Source organism: Psychroflexus salis, from assembly GCF_014640175.1.
GTDB lineage: Bacteria > Bacteroidota > Bacteroidia > Flavobacteriales > Flavobacteriaceae > Psychroflexus > Psychroflexus salis.
In genome coordinates this window covers 143,169-164,634 of record NZ_BMGL01000005.1, presented here as the reverse complement: position 1 = coordinate 164,634, position 21,466 = coordinate 143,169, and the positions used below count along the sequence as shown (strand labels likewise).

Below are 21,466 nucleotides of genomic sequence, written 5' to 3'. Positions count from 1 at the left end.
TGAGTTAACGAACAATTATTTTCCATTTCAAATGAATATAATAAAAACAGAAGATTGCTACTATACTACAAATTATACCATAAATTAAGTCTTGGTATATAAAAAAACCAGAAGCAAATAAAATACCATATACACCAATAACACCTGCAAAGAAGCAGAGTGTTTTTGTGCCGAAGTTTTCAAATTTAGAAACATTACCAAAAACTTTAGTATTAAAGTCTTTTTGCTTAGATGCATTTACTGGAGAAGTAAGGAAGCTTACGCTAACCCAGGCAATTGTAGTTAAAACTACACCAATAATTAATTTTTGATAAGCTAAAAAGTGAAACAATTCCCACTCATATGTTTCATCTAAGAAAAAAACCAAAGCAATTACAAAAGAAACTAACATCGCTGTAATTTCACTGTATGGATTAATGCGTTTCCAATACCACCTTAATATAAATAACAAGCCTGTACCGGCTCCAATTTGCAAAAGCAAATCGAATGCTTTTTTGGCTTCTTCTAAAATTAAAGCAAGTAGAGCAGCTGCAACCATCATTAATACTGTACTAAGTCTTCCTATTAACACTTGTTTTTTAGCACTTGCTTTCGGTGCTATAAAACGGGTGTAAAAATCGTTTACTACATAGCTGCTTCCCCAATTTAAGTGAGTAGAAATAGTGCTCATAAATGCAGCAATTAGAGAAGTTACTACCAAACCCAGTAAACCAGGCTGTAAGTATTTTAGCATTGCGGCATAGGCTAAATCATTTTTAACGAAACTTTCATCTAAATGCGGAAAGGCTTTTGCTAAACTGTTTAAATCTGGAAAGAGAATAATAGATGCTAAACCCATAATTATCCATGGCCAAGGACGAACTGCGTAATGAAAAATTGTAAAAAACAGAGTAGCTTTAGTAGCGTGATTTTGATTTTTAGCTGCCAACATACGTTGTACAATATATCCACCACCACCAGGTTCTGCTCCAGGATACCAAACACTCCACCATTGAACAGCCAAAGGAATTACGAGCAAAGGCACAAATAATTGAGGTTCGCTAAAATCAGGAAAAAATGAAGTTTTACTTTCTACTAATGGATGAGAAATCAGATTTTCTATTCCATTTACTTCAGGTAGATTAACCAAATAAATTGTGGCCCAAATACTGCCTGTCATTGCAATAATAAACTGTACAAAATCGGTTAATAAAACTCCTTTTAAGCCGCCCAAAGTTGAATACACTAAGGTAACACTACAAGCAATAAGTAAGGATTGTAAAGCAGAAAAATCGAAAATTACATGACCTATTTTTATAGCTGCTAGGCAAACCGTTGCCATGATAATAATGTTGAAAATCACCCCTAAATATAGGGCTCTAAATCCTCTTAAAAATGCCGCGCTTTTTCCCGAATATCGTAATTCATAAAATTCTAAATCAGTAGTTATATTCGTTTTTCGCCATAATTTGGCATAAAAAAAGACAGTCAGCATTCCGGTGAGTAAAAAAGACCACCAAATCCAGTTTCCTGCTACACCATCTTCACGAACTATTCCAGCAACTAATCCTGGTGTGTCTGCTGCAAAAGTTGTAGCCACCATCGAAATACCAAGCAACCACCAGGGCATGTTTCTACCCGATAAAAAAAAGTTTTCACTGTTTTTACCACTCTGTTTGGCAGCAAATATGCCAATACCAAGGCTAATTACAAAGAATCCAATTATAAGCGACCAATCTAATAGCTCGAGTTGCATAGGTTTAGTTTACAGCAGCAATCATACTTATTTCAACATTTGCATTTTTAGGAAGTTGGACAACTTGTACAGTTTCTCTTGCAGGCGCCAACATGTCTTCAAAATATGCTGCATATACAGCATTAATAGCATCAAAATCTTGCATATCTTTCACAAATATGCTTACCTTTATTACATTTTCAAAATTAGAATTTGCAGCTTGTAGTATTTCAGATAAATGTTCCATAACTAAGATGGTTTCTTCTTCAATACTAGCTTTAATTAAGTTTCCAGTTTCTAAATTAATAGCAATTTGTCCTGATGTAAAAACCATATTGTTGAAAACAATAGCTTGGTTATACGGACCAATGGGTTGAGGTGCTTTTTCGGTAGTAATATTTTTTTTCATCTATTTTTAGTTAAGTCTTCGGTTTGGTTCTCGGTTTCTATCAAATTTTAAATCGCGCAACATATTGGCTTTAATTCCTATAAAGAAAAACCAAGATTCTCTTGGACCAATAGGCGTCCAATTTAAGCTCATGTTCCAACTGCCTAAATCTCGGTTAAATCGTAGTTGAGTAAAAGTAAAACCACGATTAGCCAAGTCGTAACCAGACGAAACTCCAACTTTCCATTGCGGGGAAAGCTCAATATCGCCAGAAAACATTACGGAGTGTGATGTAATTTGGTTTTGTCTTGTTTGGTTTCCATAGGTCATGGTATACGATAGATTTAAATTCCAAGGAATTTTGTAATTGTAGTATTCGTTTTCGTCTTCTTTTGGTTTTTTATCTTGTTGCCTCCTTTGAGACCTGGGGTCATTCATCATTTGCCCGTTACCAAATAAATCATCTGGACGTCCACCGCTGCTAAAGGTGTCATCATTTAGCGGGTCGGGCTCTTCTTCATCTTCTTCATCTTCTTCTTTGGCAAAAGTTTTGTCGGATAAAGAGTAACTAAAACTCACGTTAGCATTAGTTAATCTAAATAAACTTCCACCATTATCAATATTCCATTTATCTATCCTCCTGTTGTTGTTATCTAAAGCATAAGGATCGAGAGCTGCAATTAAATTTATATTGAATTTATCGGTTACAATAGGAATATTTCCACGAAGTGCAATCGGTGAAAATTTAAGCGAATCGGCTGCAAAATTATAGCTTGTACTTAAGGCGAAGTTATTTAGCAACTTAATTTTTTTAAATCGGTCATCTCCAGTAGCTGTTGAGTCGTCGTTTCGGACTTTTGCTTCAAAATCGTTAGCTAGTGAAAAATTCATACTACTTGAAAATCGATTTCCTGGCGCACCAAATAAACTTCCTTCAAATCGAGAATATTCAATAATTTCATCTTCGTTAGCGCCTAGGCCTGTTCGTGTAAATTGATCGTAAAATTGATCGAAAGCAGGATTTATATTGTAACTAATACTCGGTCGCATGACATGCCGAACTGCATTGATTTTTGCATTTTCTCCAAAAGGAAACATTCCATAAACCGTAGTACCCACACTTGTTGAAAAATTATAAGTCCTGTACGAATCGAAACCTTGTATGGTATCGGTAACAACTTCTTGAGTTTGTTCGTCAAATCGTTTCTCGTAAGTTTGCATTACCCAAGTTTCATCGTAATTGGCATTAAGACTAACACTAAAGTTATCAAAAACCTTAAAGTTCGTGTTAATAGGTATGCTATGCCGCATTCCTGCGTTTAGGTCATTAAACATTCCAGATGTTAAAAAACGCTCGTCTGTGGTTCTAATTCTATTTTCTCCACGTAAGTTATACTGTAAATTGATATTGTGAATTATTCCTTTTTTAGTACCAGTTTTAGGTTCAAAAGGATACACACGATTAATACTGAATTGCAGGGTAGGCAAGGTCATGTTAATTTCTTGCGTATTGGTATTTTGACTATGAGTTGCGGTAAGGTTTAAATTCATACCTGGTCCAGCAGCGATGGTTTTGTTGTAAGAAATAGATGAATTCATAGTGTTATTCAAAAAATTTCCTTGATTGGCCTGGTTTACCGATTCTCTAAAAAAACGACTACTTCCTATATTTACAGAAGCAGAAAATCGACTATTGGGATTGGCTTTAGCATCTTGCTGGTGGTTCCATCTAAAGTTGTAAATTACTTGTTCAGAAAAGTCTGGAAATCCGCGTTCTTCTAGAAGCAGATTTTCATACCTAAAACTGACTGTTCCATTAAATTTATATCTTAAGTTATAGTCAGAATCAATTCGTGTAGCCCAACTACCGTTGGTGTAATAGTCTCCTAATACTGATAAATCTACATAATCATTAATGGCGAAGTAATAACCACCATTCATTAAAAAAAATCCGCGTTGACGATTATCTCCAAACGAGGGTAAAACAAAGCCAGATGTAGCCTTATCTACCATTGGAAAATAACCAAAAGGCAAAGCAAGCGGCATAGGCACGTCTACAATATACATTTGCACTAAACCGGTTACAATTTTTTTATTGGGTACAAATTTAATTCGGTTTGCTTTAAAGTAATAATCAGCATTGTCTACATCATCATCTGTAGTAAATTTCGCATTCTTAATAAAAAATACAGAATCGTTTTCTCGTTTTGAAACCGGTCCACGTACGGTAAACCCACCTTGTTGAGTTCTCGAATTGTAAACCAGGGCTTTTCCTGTGTTAAAGTTATAACGTAAAGAGTCTGGGTTAATTTCGTCTGTACCTTGCTTAAAAACAGGCAGCTGTTTGTATCCTGTAGAATCTGATATGCCACGCGCTATAACTTCGCTGGTTGTGTTATCTAATACAATTTCGCCTGCTTCAATAACCATATCTTCATATTCAATTTTGGCTTCATTGTACAAGTACATTTTATTTTCTTTACGTGCCACGCGTTTGTAATCTTTGGCATAAGATTTTACAATATCGCTAATCATGCTCTTTTTTTCGGGTATAGAGTCCTTAACTATACTGTCTTGTATGATTCCATAAGCAGGTTGAAACGATGGATCGATGTTTAAAGTAGAATCTTTTTGAAAAAGTTTATTTAAGTCAACCTTTTCTTCTTCTTGCGAAAAAGCAAATTGAGTAAAAAACAAGCCAAATATATAAAGTATATAAAGTATATTTGTTCGCAAGATGAATTGTGCTATTTTTGAATTTATTGTTCAAAATTGAATTGCCAAAATTACATATAATTTTATATGTCTAAACTAAAAATGCAAATTATATCTAATCCTATCTTTATGTCTTTGTCTATTTTTAATATGAATGCAATAAAATGGCTGGCTTTTAGTATGTTTATAAGCTTGCTTGTATTACAAAAAGAAACTTGCTACGCACAAGATTATTCCAATAAAATAAAAGTAGTTTTAGATGCAGGACACGGTGGGAAAGATCCTGGAACCATTGGCAATCGCTTGCAAGAAAAAGATGTTGCGTTGTCTACTACCTTAAAAATTGGTGCTTTGTTAGCCAAAAGAGATGATGTTGAAGTTCTATATACCCGAACTACCGACGAGTTTATTGGCTTAAAAAGAAGAGCAGACATTGCAAATAAAAGTAAGGCCGACTTATTTGTTTCTATACATTGTAATGGGGTTAGTAGTGTAAATCCACGTGGTTTTGAAACCTTTGTATTTGGTATAGCCCGTACCAAAGATAATTTAAACACCGCAATGCGAGAAAATTCGGCAATTTACTTAGAAGAAGATTACGAAGTAACTTATAGTAATTACAATTCTAATTCACCTGAATCTATTTTAACATATATGCTTATGCAAGAAGAATACTTAGATCAAAGTATCTTATTAGCTAGCTACGTACAAAATAATGTAATTCAAAAATTAAAGCAAAAAGATAGAGGTGTTAGACAAGATAACTTTTTGGTGTTAAGAGAAACTTACATGCCAAGCATATTAGTAGAACTAGGCTTTATAACAAATAAAGTCGATGCGGATTACTTAAAATCAGAAAGTGGAAAATACCAGTTAGCTAAACAAATTGTTGATGCAGTAATACAATATAAAGAAAATATAAATATTATTGACATCACAGAAGAAGTAAGCAAAATTAAACAAGAACAAAAAGAAAATGTTGAAGATGTTCAGGTAGAAGATGGTATTGTTTTTAAAGTGCAAGTAGCAGCAGGCTCCAGTAAATTAGATCCGACTCCACAAAATTTTAAAGGATTAGAAAACCTTACGCGCGAATACGACGGTCGTTTTTACAGATATTACTATAAATCTACATTAGATTATATAGAAGCTGAAGATAATTTAGAGCATGTAAAGAAAAAAGGTTTTACATCTGCATTTATTGTGGCATACGACAATGCACTAGGTGAAAAAATTTCGTTAAGTAAAGCTTTAAAATCAAAAATGAACTAAATAAGATTCATAAATTAGCAAATTAATAAATCGATTATTTTGAAAATTACAAACGAATTTAAAGTTGGACTTCTAGGTATTACAGCAGTATTGCTGGTTATTTTTGGGTACAACTACTTAAAAGGAGAAAACCTTTTTGAACAATCTAGAACATTTTATGTAGTTTACGACGATGTAGAAGGTTTAAGCCAATCTTCCGAAATTACCATTAATGGCTTGCGCATTGGTACAGTGTCCAATATTCGTTTTTTAAATGAAAGCGGAAAAATAGTAGTAACTTTAAGTATTAATAACGATTTTAATTTTTCAAAAAATTCAATTGCTAAAATTTATGGTGGCGATTTTATAGGAGGTAAATCCATGGCTATAGTTCCAGATTACAATATCCAAGAAATCGCAAAATCTGGAGATACACTACCTGGCCAAGTAGACGATGGCTTAATGGAATTGGTTAATGATAAGTTAGCTCCATTACAGCAAAAAATGGAAAATACTTTAGTTGATTTAGATACTCTGCTAACATCAATTAATAAGATCTTTGATGCTGAAACTAGGACTTCGTTAAAAAATTCAGTTACTCATTTAGATGAAGCACTGGTTTCTTTTAAAAATACTTCAGAAGAAGCCAATCTGCTATTAAAAAATAATAAAACTAATTTTTCTGAAACACTTAGCAATTTTAATAAAGCATCCGAAAATCTAGTAAATATATCCGATACACTCGCAAATGCTAACATCAGCGAAAGCATTGCAAATCTTTCTGAAACACTTGAAAATTTGAATGGGCTTGCAAAAGGTCTTCAAAATGGTGAAGGTAATATGGGTAAGTTACTAAAAGATGAAAAATTGTACAATAATTTAGAAGCATCTACTAAACAATTGGAAGAATTGTTAGAAGATATGAAGCTGAATCCAAAGCGATATGTGCATTTTTCTATTTTTGGTAAAAAAGATAAAGAATATTCTAAACCAGAAGAGAAAAAATAAACAATATGCAGTATTTACCACAAATAATTTTTTTGCTAGCCTTTAGCGCTGCCGTCCTTTTTTTTGTAAAAAATGTGAAGCAACTCAGAAGAAATATTTTACTAGGAAAAGATGTAGAACGAAAAGATAAAAAACAAGAGCGATTTAAAAAAATGATGCGTGTTGCTTTAGGCCAATCCAAAATGCTTACGCGTCCTATTGCAGGTTTTCTTCATGTTATTGTGTATGTAGGATTCGTAATTATAAACATTGAAGTTTTAGAAATTATTATCGACGGAATCGCTGGCACGCACCGTGTTTTTTCATTTTTAGGTCCAGTTTATAATTTTTTAATCGGTAGCTTCGAAATCTTAGCCTTTTTAGTATTGCTTTCAGTAATCATTTTTTGGATAAGAAGAAATGTAATGAATATAAAGCGTTTTCTTTCTAAAGAATTAAAAGGCTGGCCAAAAAACGATGCCAACTACATTTTGTATTTTGAAGTTGTGTTGATGCTTTTGTTTTTAACCATGAATGCGGCCGATTACCAATTGCAACTTAACGAATACCAAGGTTACGTAGAAGCAGGGGCTTATCCTATTAGTCAATTTATTTTGCCTTTAATTGAAAATATGTCCAACCCATCTTTAGTGGTGCTAGAACGCAGTGCGTGGTGGGCTCATATTATAGGAATTTTAATTTTCTTGAATTACTTATACTATTCTAAACATCTACACATTTTATTAGCTTTCCCAAATGTGTATTATTCCAATTTAGAGCAAAAGGGAAGATTTAAAAATTTAGCATCGGTTACCAACGAAGTGAAGTTAATGATGGATCCCAATGCCGACCCATTTGCAGAATTCGCTGAAGATGATGCTGAAGAAATACCCGAAAAATTTGGCGCTTCAGATGTAACCGATTTAAACTGGTTTCAACTTTTAAGTTCTTACACCTGTACAGAATGTGGAAGATGCACATCAGAATGTCCTGCAAATCAAACAGGAAAAAAGCTTTCACCTCGAAAAATAATGATGGACACCCGTGATCGTTTAGAAGAAGTCGGACTCAATTTAAATAAAAACAAAGGTGAGTTTCAAGACGATGGAAAGCAACTCTTAGACGATTATATTTCACGAGAAGAGCTTTGGGCATGTACAACTTGTAATGCTTGTGTAGAAGCTTGTCCAATTGGTATTGATCCATTATCGATTATTATGGACATGCGTCAATACTTGGTTATGGAACAAAGTGCTGCTCCATCAGAATTAAATAATGCAATGAGTAATATTGAAAATAACGCTGCACCTTGGCCATATAATCAGCAAGACCGATTAAAATGGGCAGAAGAAGGTGTATAAAACTAAGTTTATGAGTGATGATTTATTGAAAAAAGCAAAAGCTGGAGATGAATATATTAGTCCAGTTTTACCAGACGATGTAAAAAATTATTTAATTGATATAGATGGTACCATTACCGAAGACGTTCCTAATGAAGAACCTGAAAGAATGGCAACCTGCATAGCTTTTCCAGATGCTTTAGCGACAGTTAATAGATGGTTTGAAAAAGGACACCGAATTTGTTTTTTTACTTCCAGAACAGAAGATCATCGCGCAATTACTGAAAAATGGCTTACAGATAATGGCTTTAAATACCATTCGCTATTAATGGGTAAACCACGGGGTGGAAATTACCACTGGATCGATAACCACTTAGTACGAGCAACACGCTACAAAGGTAAGTTTACAGACTTAATCGAAAAAAATGTAACTATAGAAGTGTTTAAAGAATAAAATAAAGCTTTATGAGCGAACAGATTTCAGTGCCAACAATGGCACAATATATGGCAGAAAACAAAAAACCTGAAGTATTATTTTGGGTTGGATGTGCAGGAAGTTTCGACGACAGAGCCAAAAAAATAACCAAAGCTTTTGTAAAGTTATTGCATAAAGCAGGAGTAGATTTTGCTGTTTTAGGAGCTGAAGAAGGCTGTACTGGCGATCCAGCTAAAAGAGCTGGAAACGAGTTTCTCTTTCAAATGCAAGCCATGACTAATATTGAAGTGATGAATGCCTACGAAATTGAAAAAGTAGTCACTGCATGCCCACATTGTTTCAATACCATAAAAAATGAATACCCCGAACTCGGTGGAAACTACCAAGTGATGCACCACACCCAGTTTTTAAAATCCCTTTTAAATGAAGGAAGGTTAAAAGTGGAAGGTGGTAAATACAAGGGTAAACGAATTACTTTTCATGATCCGTGTTACTTGGGTAGAGCTAACGATGAATATGAAGCACCAAGGGATTTATTGCGTAAACTAGAAGTCGAACTTGTTGAAATGAAATCGTGCAAAAGCCGAGGTTTGTGTTGTGGAGCAGGAGGCGCGCAAATGTTTAAGGATGCCGAAAAAGGAGACAAAGAAGTAAACATTCACCGTACTGAAGAAGCCTTGGAAACCAAACCTGATGTAGTTGCTGCTGGATGCCCATTTTGCAACACCATGATGTCCGACGGTGTTAAAAATAAAGAAAAAGAAGATTCGATTGAAGTCCTTGATGTTGCCGAAATGATTGCTAATGCTGAAGACCTTTAAATATGCTAATAGACTTTAATGCCTTACCAGATGATTCACGCATTTGGGTATACCAATGCAACCGAACTTTTACAGAAGATGAAGTAGCAGAATTGAAAGTTCGAATTTCGGCTTTTTTAGAAGAATGGACTGCCCATGGTGCACAGCTTCAAGCTGGGTTTCAATTGCCTTACAATCGTTTTATTGTTTTTGGTCTAGACCAAAACGAATCTACCGCATCGGGTTGTTCTATAGATGCTTCTGTGCACTTTATTCAAGGATTAGAAAAAACCTACGATGTAGAATTGTTAGACCGAATGAATGTGAGTTTTAAACAAGGTAAGTTTATTGCTTATAAAGATTTAAAGGAATTTAAAAAAATGGTGAAAAACAAGTCGGTTTCTCCTAATACAATTGTCTTTAATAACCTAGTACATACTAAACAAGAATTTAACGAGTTTTGGGAAGTTCCCATGACGGAATCTTGGCATAAGCGCTTACTTTAAGTAAATTTCATGATAAACACTAAATTTAGCTGGATTTTCCTATTCACTTGTTTTTTTATATGCGCTGAAACTATTGCACAAATCAATCCTTTGTTGGCTGAAAATGAAAAAGCTCAGCAAAAATGGGTCGATTCAGTTTACCAAAGCCTAAGTACCAAAGAGAAAATTGCACAGCTTTTTATGGTCGATGTTTTTTCAGAAAAAGACGATAAGCATACCAATAAAGCAAAATTCTTAATCGAAAATTATGGTATTGGCGGGATTATTTTTTCTAAGGGTGGACCTGTTCGGCAAGCTAAATTAAACAATACTTACCAAAATGCTTCTAAAGTGCCATTGCTAATAGGTATGGACGCAGAATGGGGTTTGGCTATGCGCTTAGATTCAACTTTTGCTTTTCCTTGGAACATGACTCTTGGAGCCATTCAAAATCCAGAAATAGTTCAAAAAGTAGGTTACCAAATTGGTAAACACAACAAACGTTTAGGGGTTCACATTAATTTTGCCCCGGTTGCCGATTTAAATACCAACCCCCAAAATCCTATAATTGGAAATCGTTCGTTTGGTGAAAATAAAGTGCGTGTTGCCAACAACGCCATTGCATTTATGCAAGGAATGCGCGATGCTGGTGTGTTGAGCAATGCAAAACATTTTCCAGGGCATGGCGATACTTCTCAAGATTCGCATAAAACTTTACCTAGTATTGAATTTACTGAAGAACGTATTCGTGAAGTAGAATTGTATCCCTTTCATAAGCTTTTTGAAGCTGGTGTTCACAGTGTCATGGTAGCTCATCTCAACGTACCATCTTTAGAAACAAAATCGGGTTTGCCCACAACTTTATCGCAAAAAGTTGTTACTAATTTGCTTCAAAACGAACTTCAATTTAAAGGTTTAATTATTACCGATGCCCTAAATATGAAGGGCGTAAGCCAGTATAGTAAACCAGGAAAAGTAGATTTAGATGCATTTTTAGCGGGTAACGATGTGTTGTTAATTTCAGAAGATATACCGCAAGCTATCGAAGAAATACATGCAGCTTATGTTGATGAAGTTTTTTCTGAAAAGCGTTTGGCGAATTCGGTAAAAAAAATCCTGATGGCGAAGTATTTAGCCGGCCTTCATGAAAATAGATTGGTAAATACAAAGCATTTATATGAAGATTTACATACAATTGAAAATGAAGCGATAGAAGAGTTAGCCTTTCAAAATGCAATTACTTTAGTTAAAAATGATATGGCTGCTTTACCTATCCTAAATAACCATAAAGAAAAAATGGCCTATTTAAAATTAGGAGATGCGGATGGACAGGCTTTTTTGAATAGACTGAATACATACCATCAAATCGATCAAATTTCGTTGAAGGAAGCTTCAAATAAAAATAATCTTGAAAAGTACGATCAGGTCATTATCGGTTACCATGTTTCTAATTCAAATCCTTGGAAATCTTATGCCTTATCTAAAAGTGACAAAGAAATTATCGACTTTATCAGTGAAAATAACAGGGTTTATTTAGTTAATTTTTCTAGTCCTTACGCGCTTTCAGACTTACAAAGCTATATCAATACAGAAGTGATTTTACAAGCTTATCAAAATACTGAAATCGCGCAAAGTTTAGCAGCTCAAATGCTATTTGGGGCAAAACCTATTTCAGGAAAATTACCGGTTAGTATTCGAAATTCCTTTCCCGAAGGAACAGGTTTACAAACTAAAGCCATTAATTTGTTTGGCTATGCTAACCCGATAAATAAGAATTTTAATTATTCTATTTTTTCTAAGATTGATAGCATAGCAGATGAAATTTTAGCAGAAAAAATGGCACCTGGTTTTCAAATTTTAGTGGCAAAAGAAAACGAAATTGTGTATCAAAAAAACTTTGGTTACCATACTTACGAACGTAAAATTCCAGTTACGAGCAATAGTATATACGATTTGGCTTCTTTAACCAAAATTTTAGGAACGCTTCCCATCTTAATGCTTGCTCAGGAGCAAGCGTATCTAGATATAGAAACTTCTAAGTTAGGTGATATTTTGGAAGAATATAAATCGACAAATAAGGCAAATTTATCTTTAAAAAGACTTTTTTCGCATTACGCAGGTTTGCAATCTTGGATACCATTTTATAAAAATACTTTAGATAATTTTGATACGTATTATCAACCCAATTATTCAGAAGAATTTTCAATACCAGTAGCATCGCAATTGTTTTTACGTACAGACTATAAAGACAGCATCTATAAAGAAATTAAAAATTCTGAATTACTTAATAAACAAGAATACAAGTATAGCGATTTGCCATTTTATATAATAAAGCCTTACTTAGAAAATATTTATGGTAAACCTATAAATCAACTTGCTAAAAGCTTTTTTTATGGAAGCATGCAATTGGAAAACTTACGGTATTTCCCTTTAAATTATTTTAAATTAGAACAAATAGTCCCTTCAGAAAACGACTTACTTTGGCGCAAGCAAATTGTACAAGGAACTGTGCACGACCAAGGTGCTGCTATGTTAGGTGGAGTGGGTGGACATGCTGGATTATTTGGTAATGCTGAAGACGTTGCCAAAATAATGATGATGTATAATACAGGTGGAAATTATGCAGGAAAACAATACTTGTTACCAGAAACCATCGATAAATTTAATACCTGCTATTATTGTGATGATGAAGTTAGACGCGGAATTGTATTCGATAAACCACAACTTGAAGATTTGGGTCCTACTTGTGGCTGCTTATCGATGAATAGTTTTGGACATTCTGGTTTTACGGGAACTTATGCATGGGCTGACCCCGATGAAGATATAATTTATGTATTTTTATCTAATCGTACGTTTCCAGACGCTAACAATAAAAAACTAATACAATCTAATGTTAGAACTAGAATCCAAGAAATTATATATGAAGCTCTAATAAGTGATTAAACTTTTAAGATGATTTAAAGTAATATCTGAATAAAATTAAATAAATGAAAATAGCCATTGTGTGTTATCCTACTTTTGGTGGGAGTGGAGTAGTAGCAACCGAATTGGGAATTGCCTTGGCAAAACGTGGGCATGAAATTCATTTTGTAACCTACAAACAACCTGTTCGTTTAGATTATTTAACACATAATATTCATTACCACGAAGTAATTGTACCCGAATATCCCTTGTTTCATTATCAACCTTACGAACTTGCACTTTCAAGTAAATTGGTAACCGTAGTTAAAAAGTTTGAAATTGATGTTTTACATGTACATTATGCCATTCCACATGCTTATGCTGGTTATATGGCACAAAAAATGCTAGCAGAAGAAAATATTCATTTGCCCATGATGACAACACTTCACGGAACAGATATCACCTTAGTAGGAAGCCATAATTTTTACAAGCCTGCGGTTAATTTTAGTATTAATAAAAGCGATGTTGTAACTTCTGTTTCAGCTAGTTTAAAAGCAGATACCTTAGCAATTTTTGATATTGAAAAGGAAGTTCATGTTATTCCTAACTTTATCGATATGAATAATCTTCAAAAAGATTTTGAAAATTGCAAGCGCCATTTAATGGCCAATGAAGATGAAAAAATTATTGTTCACGTTAGTAACTTAAGGCCTGTAAAACGAATTGACCATGTAATTGAAATTTTCAATAAAATACAAAAAGAAATTAAGGTGAAACTCCTTATCATTGGCGATGGTCCTGAACGTGAAAATGCATCAAAGTTAGCACACGAATTAGGAATCCGAGATCAAATTATATTTTTAGGTAAATCGAACGAGATTGAACGTATATTGTGTTTTTCTAACTTATTCTTATTGCCATCTGAAAAAGAAAGTTTTGGTCTAGCGGCATTAGAAGCCATGGCGCATGGTTTACCAGTTGTAGCTTCGAATGCGGGAGGATTGCCTGAAGTAATTACCGATGGTGAATCTGGTTATTTATGTGATATAGGCGATGTTGATGCTATGGCAGAACGTGGTATTCGTATCTTAAAAGATGAAGAAAAGTTAGCTAAAATGAAGCTAAATGCAGAAAAGCAAGCTTGGAAATTTGATATTAAAGAAGTTGTGCCGATGTACGAAAATTTATACCGTAAAATGAGTAAATAAGCAAACTTTAAAGTGACTTAAGTTTGCTTTGAATCTTGGTTAATCTGAATAGTTTCAGATCGGAATTTATTCTTTCCAAAATCTAAGGTTCTAATTGGGAAAGGTATGTTGATATCATGTTCATTAAAAGTTCTTTTAATAGCTAGTATAGCCAAATGAGTAGCTTTTAATACATCTTTTTGATCTCTAACATTAGTCCAAAACCGAACAATAAAATTGATAGAACTGTCTCCAAATTCTTGGTAATAAAATTCAATTTCTTCGCCTATGTTTTGTTCAAAAGTGTTTTGAATTACATTTTCTGTAAGTTGTTGTACTTCTTCCAAATTACTTTCATAACCGACACCACAAGACAGGCTAATTCTTCCTCTATGCGTTCTTGAAAAATTTTTGAATGGTGTATCTACTATTTTGGAATTGGGAATAATTACTTGATTTTGATCTGCGGTTTGCAATACAACACTACGCAAATCTATATCGGTAACTCTACCACTAAAGTCGTTAGTTTCTACCCAATCGCCTATTTGGATTCGTGGTAAAAAACTCAAAATTACGCCAGAAAAGGTATTGTTTAAGGTGCCTTGTAGTGCTAAACCAATTGCTAAACCAATTACACCTGCTGCTCCTAAAACTGAAGTTAATACTTTATCTAAGTTTAGTATTCCTAAAGCAATAAAAAAGCCTAGTAAAATAACACTAACTTTCGTAACTTTTACAATTATGATGCGAACAGAACGCTGGGCTGTAGTTTTTTGAAAAATTCGATCAACGAGTTTTCCTGTATATTTGGCTATAATAATAAAAACTATAAATACTAATATAGCTATAACAAAATTTGGTAGATTCAAAATAATTGAATCTACCATTCCTGAAATTTTGTCAATTAGCTCAGACTTGAGTTCTGAGAATTTATTTAGTAGTGAGTAATTAAACACTATGCTTTAATCTTTTTAGACCATACTTCGAGCATCCAACTAGACTTTTCTAGCTCACGGATGTAAGCTCCAACCAAATCTATCGTACCTTCATCACTAGCATTATCTGCTACGTTAACTACTTTACGCATTTGTTGTATAATTATTCCATGATCTTCAATTAACATTTCGACCATTTTATAATCTTCCAAATCATCATCAGATTCTTTAACATTACTCAAACTTAAATAATCTGATAAGTTGCTTTTTGGTTTTTGTCTTAAAGTAAGTATACGTTCTGCAATTTCATCAATTTTTAATTTTGCATCATCGTATAATTCTTCAAACTTTTCATGTAAATCGAAAAAGTTTTTTCCACTTACATTCCAATGAAAATTTCTTAACTTTTGGTAATACAAGTGATAATCTGCTAATAGATTATTTAGTTCTTTTACGGTTTCTTTTGTTTTATTTTCGTCTAAATTTAAATATGTCATTTTATAAGTTTTTATTATTAAATACGAATATAAAATAAATATTAGTTATAGTTAAGGATTTGCTTCACTTTAAATTATGTTTAACAGTTGCTATTTTATTTTTTCAGCTAATGCTTTAGAAATACTGCTATTTACTCCATAACCTTCAACCAAAGTCCCTTTCTTTCCATTTTCTGTATTGATGGCATAGAGTATGGATGTATCAGATGGATTTGACATACCTTCAAATCTAAAAAAATCATCTATAATTAAGTCATCTATTTTTAGTTCAATTTTTTCATCTTGATTAACAATACGGTTGTCTTTTACTGAATAATTAACCAAATATCCCTTTTGTTTAAGCTCTTCAATTTTTTGTGATAATGTTTGTGTATCCATAATTGTTTTTTTCCAAGATAGCTGTTTTTATAGAGAATTTAGGTTTGATTAAATTCAATTTAACGTATTATTTCTTATTCTGATCTTGATAGCCAAACAAACCAACAGGGAATGCAAGAAAAATAAATAAATAAAAACCGGTTATTATTCCATATAAGGTAATAATTGCAGCAGCCATATACAGCCATGTTGATTTTGATAGTTTCATATATTAAATCTTATAGTTAGCTTCCTTTGTATATAATTAAAATAAACATCAATTAAAATAAGCAATCTAAAGTTTTTATAGCTAAACTTTAGTAAATATTTTGCTTTAGAATGTTCAATTTAATATACATTATAAGTATTGATAATCGTTGATACTAATTACAATACCTTAATCTATTCCAAAAAGAATGTATTTTAAGTGTTTTTGTGTTAGGCAGATTTTATTTACCAATGCTATTATTTGTTTGATGATATGGTTATAAATAAGAAAGTCATGTCTCTTAATTTAACTGCTAATAAAAGCTGAGCTTAGCCAAAGTATGCATTAACTTTTAAATTGATTTTCTTTTTTACTATAATTAAGTCATTCCAATTAATATCTTTGCGCCAAATCGTACCAAATGAATTTTTTTCAATTTCTTTTAAGCAAAACTTTTATAAAGCAAATTGTCATTGCTGTTATTTTAATAGCTTTAATTGTTTTATCTACTTTGGTATGGTTAAAATATTCTACTAATCATCAAGAATATATTAAGGTTCCAAATTTGTCTAAATTAGAATTAAGTATTGCAGAAAAAAAGCTCCAATCGCTTAATTTGCGATATGAAGTTATAGATTCTACTTCTTACAACCCAGATTTTCCTAAAAAATCGGTTACCGATCAGATGCCAAAATCGGGTAGCTCTGTTAAAGAAAATCGTAAGATTTATATTAGTTTAAACCCTTCCGGATATCCAGAAGTTGAAATTCCTAAAAACATTATTGGAAAATCTTTGCGACAAGCTAAACCAAGTTTATTATCTGTAGGTTTGCAGGTTGGCGAAATAAAAGTAGTACCAAATATTGCAGATGTAGTCTTACATTTGTTACACGAAAAGGATACCATTAAGCCTGGTCAGCGAATTAAAAAAACATCTACACTAAATTTAGTAGTAGGCGACGGTAAATTGAAATATGGTCAAAAAATACCACCAAGCGATAGTTTGCCAAATGCAGACAGTACGTTGCACTTAGAAACAAATCCCAATTTAAACAACTAATGGAAAATAACTTTGATCAGGATCAAGACGAACTTTACGAGCATCATCATTTTACTGCTGCAAAAGGCCAAGAGCCGCTTCGAATAGATAAATTTTTAATGAATTTCATAGAAAGTGCAACGCGTTCTAAAATTCAACAAGCAGCAAAAGATGGTAATATTTATGTAAACAATATAAGTGTAAAGCAAAATTATAAGGTAAAAGCTTTTGACGAAGTAAAAGTGCTTTTGTCTTATCCTCCCTACGAATCTCAGCTTATACCTGAAAATATTCCACTCGATATTGTTTATGAAGACGATGCATTGTTGGTTGTAAATAAACCAGCGGGAATGGTTGTTCATCCTGGACACGGAAATTATTCGGGTACTTTAATCAATGCCCTAATCTATCATTTTGAAAATCTCCCAAACAATTCTAGTCAGCGTCCGGGTTTGGTTCACCGTATTGATAAAGAAACAAGTGGTTTATTAGTTGTTGCTAAAACAGAAGCAGCTATGCAACACCTAACCAACCAATTTTTTCATAAAACAAGTCAACGAGAATATGTGGCGATGGTTTGGGGAAATGTAGAAAATAACGAAGGAACCATTGATGGAAATATTGGTAGAAGCCCCAAAAATAGAATGCAAAATATTGTTTTTGAAGGAGACGATGCTGAATTTGGCAAGCCTGCTGTTACGCATTACAAAGTTATTGAACGTTTTACGTATGTAACTTTAGTTAGTTGTAAACTAGAAACGGGTAGAACGCATCAAATTAGAGTTCACTTAAAATACATTGGCCATACCTTATTTAACGATGAACGTTACGGAGGAAATAAAATATTAAAAGGTACTGCTTTTTCTAAATACAAACAGTTTATAGATAATTGTTTTAAAGTCTTACCACGTCAAGCTTTACATGCTAAAACTCTTGGTTTTGAGCATCCAGAAACCAAGCAATGGATGCAATTTGATTCTCCAATACCTCAGGATATACAAGAATGTATTGCTAAATGGAGAAATTATGCAAAACATAGTAAGCAATATTAAAAAAAGCTGCTAAACAGCAGCTTTTAAATTTTCAGAAAAATAAATTGTATTACTCTTGTTTACAATCGAACTTTTCGAATATAAGTCCATTAAATTTAATTTTACTTTGATCGGCAATAACATCAATTCCTTTAACCTGTGTATAATTGGCAGTGGCCATTTGTAAAGTAAAATCATCTTTATTTTCTAGTAGCACTAATTCTTTTGCCATTTTTTGATTATCTTCTACATATTTGTAGGTAAGGTATAAAGTGTCTTGTTGAAATTGTCCTATTACATAACCATTTTTATTGTCGTTTCCTTTAAAACTTAATTTACCAGTAACCATTTCGTCTTCCAGCTCTAAATTTAGTTTAGCTTTTTGATCTTTAGCTCTATAGGTGTAACACTTTTTTAAAACAGGTATTTCTTCCATTTCAGGAGAAACTATACTAGGAGTTACTTCTTTAACTTGTTTGTTTTCTATTTCAGCTTCTTTGGACTTGTTGTTTTCATTCTTACAAGAAGTTAGCAATCCAATTAAACTTAATGAAATTAAAAACTTATTCATTATCTTTTGATTTAGGGTTTTTAGTATTGCTTGTGCTCAACACCAGCTTATTGCTTTCTTTATCAAAATCCATTTTAATTTCATCACCTTCGTTAATTTCGGTATTGATAATTTTTTCGGCTAATGCATCTTCAATGTATTTCTGAATTGCTCTATTTAAAGGCCGAGCTCCATATTTAGCATCGAATCCTTTTTCTGCTATAAAATCTTTAGCATCATCAGAAAGGCTAAATGTGTAGCCCATTTCTTCAATTCTAGCGAATAATTTGGCTAATTCTATATCTATAATTTTATGAATATGTTTTTTATCTAATGCATTAAAAATAATTACATCGTCTACACGATTTAAAAATTCTGGAGCAAAAGCTTTTTTCAAAGCACCTTCAATAACTTTTCTACTGTTATCTTTTTCTTGTTCTTTTTGAGATTTAGTTCCAAAACCAACACCTGTACCGAAGTCTTTTAATTTTCGTGCACCAATATTCGATGTCATAATAATAATGGTATTTCTAAAGTCAATTTTTCGACCAAGGCTGTCGGTTAAATGGCCATCGTCTAAAACTTGAAGCAGCATATTAAATACATCGGGATGCGCTTTTTCAATTTCATCTAACAAGAGTACAGCATATGGCTTACGTCTAATTTTTTCGGTAAGTTGCCCACCTTCTTCATAACCAACGTAGCCAGGAGGAGCACCAATTAAACGAGAAACTGCAAATTTCTCCATATATTCACTCATATCTAAACGCACTAGCGCATCTTCGTTGTCGAATAACTCGGTTGCAAGTACTTTAGCCAATTGAGTTTTACCAACTCCAGTCTGACCTAAGAAAATAAACGAACCTATAGGTTTGTTAGGGTCTTTTAAACCAGCTCTATTTCGCTGAATGGCCTTTACAATATTAACAACAGCTTCATCTTGACCAATAACTTTTCCTTTAATGGTGTTGGGTAATTCTGCTAGTTTATTGCCTTCAGTTTTAGCAATTCGATTAACCGGTATTCCCGTCATCATCGAAACTACATCTGCAATGTCGTTTTCATGCACAACAATTTTATTCTCTTTTGCATCCGCTTCCCACTCCTCTTGAGCAATTTCTAGCTCTTTTTCAACATTCTTTTCGTCATCTCTAAGCTTAGCTGCTTCTTCATACTTTTGCTTTTTAACAACTGTATTCTTTATTTTTCTAATTTCTTCCAATTTCTCTTCTAGATCTAAAATTCGTTGTGGTACATTAATGTTAGTAATATGTACTCGAGATCCAGCTTCATCTAAAGCATCGATAGCTTTATCTGGAAGAAAACGATCATTCATATACCTAGATGTTAACTTTACACATGCCAAAATAGCTTCTTCCGTAAATTCTACATTATGGTGGTCTTCGTATTTTTCTTTTATATTTTGTAATATTTCAATAGATTCATCAATAGAAGCTGGTTCTATAATAATTTTTTGAAATCTTCGCTCCAAAGCGCCGTCTTTCTCAATATTTTGTCGGTATTCATCTAAAGTAGTTGCACCAATACATTGTATTTCGCCACGCGCTAAAGCAGGTTTAAACATATTGCTAGCATCTAAGCTACCCGTTGCACCACCAGCACCAACTATAGTATGAATTTCATCGATAAACAGAATAATATCATCATTCTTTTCCAATTCATTCATAACCGCTTTCATGCGTTCTTCAAACTGACCACGGTATTTCGTGCCAGCAACTAAACTAGCTAAATCTAAAGTAATTAAGCGTTTGTCGTATAAAATACGGGAAACTTTTCGTTGAATAATGCGCAAGGCTAAGCCTTCAGCAATAGCACTTTTACCAACACCAGGTTCACCTATAAGTAAAGGATTATTCTTTTTTCTTCTACTTAAAATTTGCGATACGCGTTCAATTTCTTTTTCTCTACCCACAACAGGATCTAGTTTTCCATCTTCTGCCATGGCGGTTAAATCTCTACCAAAATTATCTAAGACGGGAGTTTTAGATTTTTTATTAGACTTGAAGGATTTACCACTGTCGCTGGAGCCTTCAAAAGGAGATTTTCTACCACCAGCAGGATTATCTTCAGGATAGGATTCTGCTCTAGGTTCGTTAAACGTATTTCCGTTTTCTGAAATCATAGACTTAAATTCTTGTTTTACATTATCGTAATTAACATTTAATTTACCCAATAGTTTGGTAATAGGGTCTTCGTTATTTCGTAAAATACAAAGCAACAAATGTGCAGTGTTAATCGATGAACTTTGAAAAAGCTTAGCTTCCAAAAATGAAGCTTTTAAAGCGCGTTCAGCTTGTCGAGTTAAATGTAAATTTTGGTTAGTGTTAATTTTATTTGAAGTAAAGTCGGTAGGATTTATAATTTCTACCTTCTTTCGAAGTCGGTTGAGGTCTACATCAAAACTGTTTAAAAGTTCGACGGCTTTACAAGTATCATCTCTTAGCAAACCAAGCATTAAATGTTCAGTGCCAATAAAATCATGGCCTAAACGTAAGGCTTCTTCTTTGCTAAAACTAATTACATCTTTTACTTTAGGTGAAAAATTATCGTCCATATTTCTATCTTCATTTGTATACTATTGTTCAAAAACAATACCATTAATAATAAATACTAAATAACAAAAT

The 21,466-nt window shown here is 33.1% G+C and carries 19 protein-coding genes; 10 read left to right on the top strand and 9 right to left on the bottom strand.

What is annotated here, in order from left to right; genetic code table 11:
- Nucleotides 1-4: 4 nt before the first annotated feature.
- The 3 genes from IEV63_RS05450 to IEV63_RS05440 are packed head-to-tail and all read right to left on the bottom strand — an operon-like array spanning nucleotide 5 to nucleotide 4,838.
- Entirely contained in the window at nucleotides 5-1,735 is a 1,731-nt protein-coding gene (locus IEV63_RS05450; RefSeq protein WP_188405774.1) for a sodium:solute symporter family protein, read from the bottom strand.
- Nucleotides 1,736-1,739: 4 nt separating this feature from the next.
- Nucleotides 1,740-2,123: a Rid family detoxifying hydrolase gene (locus IEV63_RS05445; RefSeq protein WP_188405773.1), complete on the bottom strand. Its 384-nt coding sequence runs from the start codon at nucleotides 2,121-2,123 to the stop codon at nucleotides 1,740-1,742.
- 6 nt (nucleotides 2,124-2,129) lie between these two features.
- Complete coding sequence (locus IEV63_RS05440; protein WP_188405772.1) at nucleotides 2,130-4,838, bottom strand: putative LPS assembly protein LptD; 2,709 nt, start codon at nucleotides 4,836-4,838, stop codon at nucleotides 2,130-2,132.
- A gap of 66 nt (nucleotides 4,839-4,904) precedes the next feature.
- Between IEV63_RS05440 and IEV63_RS05435 the strand changes: the two genes are divergently transcribed.
- From IEV63_RS05435 to bshA, 8 genes are read left to right on the top strand one after another with little or no spacing between them, the layout of a single operon-like run.
- The gene (locus IEV63_RS05435; protein ID WP_229737187.1) at nucleotides 4,905-6,089 is read left to right on the top strand and encodes an N-acetylmuramoyl-L-alanine amidase family protein; all 1,185 of its coding nucleotides are present in this window, start codon (nucleotides 4,905-4,907) and stop codon (nucleotides 6,087-6,089) included.
- Nucleotides 6,090-6,128: 39 nt separating this feature from the next.
- A complete protein-coding gene (locus tag IEV63_RS05430) occupies nucleotides 6,129-7,076 on the top strand; it encodes an MlaD family protein (RefSeq protein ID WP_229737186.1) in 948 nt (315 codons plus the stop codon).
- 5 nt (nucleotides 7,077-7,081) lie between these two features.
- A complete protein-coding gene (locus tag IEV63_RS05425; RefSeq protein ID WP_188405771.1) occupies nucleotides 7,082-8,416 on the top strand; it encodes a 4Fe-4S dicluster domain-containing protein in 1,335 nt (444 codons plus the stop codon).
- 10 nt (nucleotides 8,417-8,426) lie between these two features.
- Nucleotides 8,427-8,849: an LNS2 domain-containing protein gene (locus IEV63_RS05420; protein ID WP_188405770.1), complete on the top strand. Its 423-nt coding sequence runs from the start codon at nucleotides 8,427-8,429 to the stop codon at nucleotides 8,847-8,849.
- A gap of 11 nt (nucleotides 8,850-8,860) precedes the next feature.
- On the top strand, nucleotides 8,861-9,652 hold the full coding sequence (locus IEV63_RS05415) for a (Fe-S)-binding protein (protein ID WP_188405769.1): 792 nt from the start codon (nucleotides 8,861-8,863) through the stop codon (nucleotides 9,650-9,652).
- A gap of 2 nt (nucleotides 9,653-9,654) precedes the next feature.
- On the top strand, nucleotides 9,655-10,137 hold the full coding sequence (locus tag IEV63_RS05410) for an ABC transporter ATPase (protein ID WP_188405768.1): 483 nt from the start codon (nucleotides 9,655-9,657) through the stop codon (nucleotides 10,135-10,137).
- Between the two features lie 9 nt (nucleotides 10,138-10,146).
- Nucleotides 10,147-13,059, top strand: coding sequence for a serine hydrolase domain-containing protein (locus tag IEV63_RS05405; RefSeq protein WP_188405767.1), 2,913 nt, complete (start codon nucleotides 10,147-10,149; stop codon nucleotides 13,057-13,059).
- Nucleotides 13,060-13,103: 44 nt separating this feature from the next.
- Entirely contained in the window at nucleotides 13,104-14,225 is a 1,122-nt protein-coding gene (gene bshA, locus IEV63_RS05400) for an N-acetyl-alpha-D-glucosaminyl L-malate synthase BshA (RefSeq protein ID WP_188405766.1), read from the top strand.
- Nucleotides 14,226-14,242: 17 nt separating this feature from the next.
- On the opposite strand, the gene IEV63_RS05395 is transcribed toward bshA, so the two are convergent.
- From IEV63_RS05395 to IEV63_RS05380, 4 genes are all read right to left on the bottom strand, one after another.
- Entirely contained in the window at nucleotides 14,243-15,091 is an 849-nt protein-coding gene (locus IEV63_RS05395) for a mechanosensitive ion channel family protein (protein WP_188405765.1), read from the bottom strand.
- Nucleotides 15,092-15,159: 68 nt separating this feature from the next.
- Nucleotides 15,160-15,636 carry a Dps family protein gene (locus tag IEV63_RS05390; RefSeq protein ID WP_188405764.1) on the bottom strand — a complete coding sequence of 159 codons (477 nt, stop codon included), beginning with the start codon at nucleotides 15,634-15,636 and terminating at the stop codon, nucleotides 15,160-15,162.
- 90 nt (nucleotides 15,637-15,726) lie between these two features.
- Nucleotides 15,727-16,014 (bottom strand): phosphoribosylpyrophosphate synthetase, encoded by a 288-nt coding sequence (locus IEV63_RS05385; protein ID WP_188405763.1) that lies wholly within the window; start codon nucleotides 16,012-16,014, stop codon nucleotides 15,727-15,729.
- Nucleotides 16,015-16,081: 67 nt separating this feature from the next.
- On the bottom strand, nucleotides 16,082-16,222 hold the full coding sequence (locus IEV63_RS05380; protein ID WP_188405762.1) for a hypothetical protein: 141 nt from the start codon (nucleotides 16,220-16,222) through the stop codon (nucleotides 16,082-16,084).
- 400 nt (nucleotides 16,223-16,622) lie between these two features.
- On the opposite strand from IEV63_RS05380, the gene IEV63_RS05375 reads away from it, so the two are divergent.
- Both IEV63_RS05375 and IEV63_RS05370 read left to right on the top strand, forming a co-directional pair.
- Nucleotides 16,623-17,261, top strand: coding sequence for a PASTA domain-containing protein (locus tag IEV63_RS05375; RefSeq protein ID WP_188405761.1), 639 nt, complete (start codon nucleotides 16,623-16,625; stop codon nucleotides 17,259-17,261).
- Nucleotides 17,261-18,292, top strand: a complete 1,032-nt coding sequence (locus tag IEV63_RS05370; RefSeq protein ID WP_188405760.1) for an RluA family pseudouridine synthase — start codon at nucleotides 17,261-17,263, stop codon at nucleotides 18,290-18,292. Before IEV63_RS05375 ends, IEV63_RS05370 begins: the two co-directional genes overlap by 1 nt.
- Nucleotides 18,293-18,341: 49 nt before the next feature.
- Here the strand turns inward: IEV63_RS05370 and IEV63_RS05365 are convergent, their stop codons facing one another.
- Nucleotides 18,342-18,842 (bottom strand): hypothetical protein, encoded by a 501-nt coding sequence (locus tag IEV63_RS05365; RefSeq protein WP_188405759.1) that lies wholly within the window; start codon nucleotides 18,840-18,842, stop codon nucleotides 18,342-18,344.
- A complete protein-coding gene (locus tag IEV63_RS05360) occupies nucleotides 18,835-21,396 on the bottom strand; it encodes an ATP-dependent Clp protease ATP-binding subunit (RefSeq protein ID WP_188405758.1) in 2,562 nt (853 codons plus the stop codon). The genes IEV63_RS05365 and IEV63_RS05360 overlap by 8 nt, the downstream gene beginning before the upstream one ends.
- Nucleotides 21,397-21,466 lie beyond the last annotated feature (70 nt).

Excerpts from the sequence above, each read along its gene's own strand:
- IEV63_RS05450 (WP_188405774.1), bottom strand. The coding sequence starts at position 1,735 with ATGCAACTCGAGCTATTAGATTGGTCGCTTATAATTGGATTCTTTGTA.
- IEV63_RS05445 (WP_188405773.1), bottom strand. The coding sequence starts at position 2,123 with ATGAAAAAAAATATTACTACCGAAAAAGCACCTCAACCCATTGGTCCG.
- IEV63_RS05435 (WP_229737187.1), top strand. The coding sequence starts at position 4,905 with ATGTCTAAACTAAAAATGCAAATTATATCTAATCCTATCTTTATGTCT.
- IEV63_RS05425 (WP_188405771.1), top strand. The coding sequence starts at position 7,082 with ATGCAGTATTTACCACAAATAATTTTTTTGCTAGCCTTTAGCGCTGCC.
- IEV63_RS05420 (WP_188405770.1), top strand. The coding sequence starts at position 8,427 with ATGAGTGATGATTTATTGAAAAAAGCAAAAGCTGGAGATGAATATATT.
- IEV63_RS05415 (WP_188405769.1), top strand. The coding sequence starts at position 8,861 with ATGAGCGAACAGATTTCAGTGCCAACAATGGCACAATATATGGCAGAA.
- IEV63_RS05410 (WP_188405768.1), top strand. The coding sequence starts at position 9,655 with ATGCTAATAGACTTTAATGCCTTACCAGATGATTCACGCATTTGGGTA.
- IEV63_RS05405 (WP_188405767.1), top strand. The coding sequence starts at position 10,147 with ATGATAAACACTAAATTTAGCTGGATTTTCCTATTCACTTGTTTTTTT.
- bshA (WP_188405766.1), top strand. The coding sequence starts at position 13,104 with ATGAAAATAGCCATTGTGTGTTATCCTACTTTTGGTGGGAGTGGAGTA.
- IEV63_RS05395 (WP_188405765.1), bottom strand. The coding sequence starts at position 15,091 with ATGGTAGATTCAATTATTTTGAATCTACCAAATTTTGTTATAGCTATA.
- IEV63_RS05390 (WP_188405764.1), bottom strand. The coding sequence starts at position 15,636 with ATGACATATTTAAATTTAGACGAAAATAAAACAAAAGAAACCGTAAAA.
- IEV63_RS05385 (WP_188405763.1), bottom strand. The coding sequence starts at position 16,014 with ATGGATACACAAACATTATCACAAAAAATTGAAGAGCTTAAACAAAAG.
- IEV63_RS05380 (WP_188405762.1), bottom strand. The coding sequence starts at position 16,222 with ATGAAACTATCAAAATCAACATGGCTGTATATGGCTGCTGCAATTATT.
- IEV63_RS05375 (WP_188405761.1), top strand. The coding sequence starts at position 16,623 with ATGAATTTTTTTCAATTTCTTTTAAGCAAAACTTTTATAAAGCAAATT.
- IEV63_RS05370 (WP_188405760.1), top strand. The coding sequence starts at position 17,261 with ATGGAAAATAACTTTGATCAGGATCAAGACGAACTTTACGAGCATCAT.
- IEV63_RS05365 (WP_188405759.1), bottom strand. The coding sequence starts at position 18,842 with ATGAATAAGTTTTTAATTTCATTAAGTTTAATTGGATTGCTAACTTCT.
- IEV63_RS05360 (WP_188405758.1), bottom strand. The coding sequence starts at position 21,396 with ATGGACGATAATTTTTCACCTAAAGTAAAAGATGTAATTAGTTTTAGC.